Source organism: Clostridium thermobutyricum DSM 4928, assembly GCF_002050515.1.
GTDB lineage: Bacteria > Bacillota > Clostridia > Clostridiales > Clostridiaceae > Clostridium > Clostridium thermobutyricum.
The window spans coordinates 1-1,294 of the sequence record NZ_LTAY01000002.1 but is presented as its reverse complement, the minus strand read 5'-3'; the positions used below and the strand labels follow the sequence as shown (position 1 = coordinate 1,294).

2 protein-coding genes are annotated in these 1,294 nt (G+C 21.3%); both read left to right on the top strand.

The window, feature by feature from the left end:
* Positions 1–147: 147 nt before the first annotated feature.
* A complete protein-coding gene (gene msrB, locus CLTHE_RS00025) occupies positions 148–591 on the top strand; it encodes a peptide-methionine (R)-S-oxide reductase MsrB (RefSeq protein ID WP_080021467.1) in 444 nt (147 codons plus the stop codon).
* 106 nt (positions 592–697) lie between these two features.
* Complete coding sequence (locus tag CLTHE_RS00020; protein WP_080021466.1) at positions 698–1,213, top strand: VanZ family protein; 516 nt, start codon at positions 698–700, stop codon at positions 1,211–1,213.
* The last annotated feature ends 81 nt before the right edge of the window (positions 1,214–1,294 follow it).

Genomic DNA, 1,294 nt, shown 5'->3' with positions numbered 1-1,294 from the left:
TAAGTATAGTGATAAATTTGCTTAGAATTTATTAAAGAAATATAATTAATAAAAATAGATATAAAAATATTTTATTATTAGTATTTTCAATTGATTATATGTAAATCATAGAAATATATTAATTTTTAAATTATAGGAGGAAATAAAATGAAATATAAAGTACCTACAGATAAGGAATTAAAAGAAAAACTTACAGATATACAGTATAAAGTAACAAGAGAAAATTATACAGAAAGGCCTTATTTAAATGAATATAATGATGAGTATAGAAAAGGAATATATGTAGATATTATTTCAGGAGAACCACTTTTCTTATCAAATGATAAATTCAATTCTGGGTGTGGGTGGCCAGCATTTTCTAAGCCAATTGAAAGAAGCTTAATTAAAGAAAAAAGAGATTCAAGTCATGGAATGGAGAGAATAGAAGTTAGAACTAAAAATTCTGATAGTCACTTAGGACATGTATTTAATGATGGACCTTTAGAATTAGGTGGATTAAGATATTGCATAAATTCAGCTTCACTAAGATTTATCCCTTTAGAGAAAATGAAAGATGAAGGATATGAAGAGTATATAGGATTAGTTAAATAATATAAAATTGATTATATCTATATATTTCCAAATAAAGAAAAAATTAAGAAATACCTAAGGTTATATTAATAAAATATTGATATTATTAATTCGGAGGTGTTTTTTGATGAAAAAAAATATAATTAATGCTTTATTTAAAATAAGTTTTACTTTTTATAGTTTATTTTTAATGGGAAGTATTCTTTTTAAGTATGTTTCTCCTATAGGTTTATTTAGTGATGATAGATATTTTGCTAGAAGTATTAATTTAATACCATTTAATGATGTTATTAATGGATCCTATAATAGTTTAGATATTTGGGGAAATGTGATTTTATTTATTCCTTTAGGAATTTATATTAGTATATTTTTTAAAAAGTCTAAAGTATATAAAAATATAATTAAAATAGCGGGAATATCATTAATATTTGAATTATTTCAATACATCTTAGCAATAGGTGCAAGTGATATAAGTGACATAATTACTAATACTTTTGGGGGGATTATAGGAATATCTATATATTTAATAATTAAAAAGATTTTAAAACAAGATGATAAAGTTAAAACTTTCATATCTATTTGTAGCTCTGTAGTTATGATACCAGTTACGTTTATATTATTAGCGCTTATTATTTATAATTGATTTTAATAGATTTAAACTAAGAAAAATTATAATTTTAAATATATTAGATAATATTAAAAATTTGAAATATATAGTTATTGA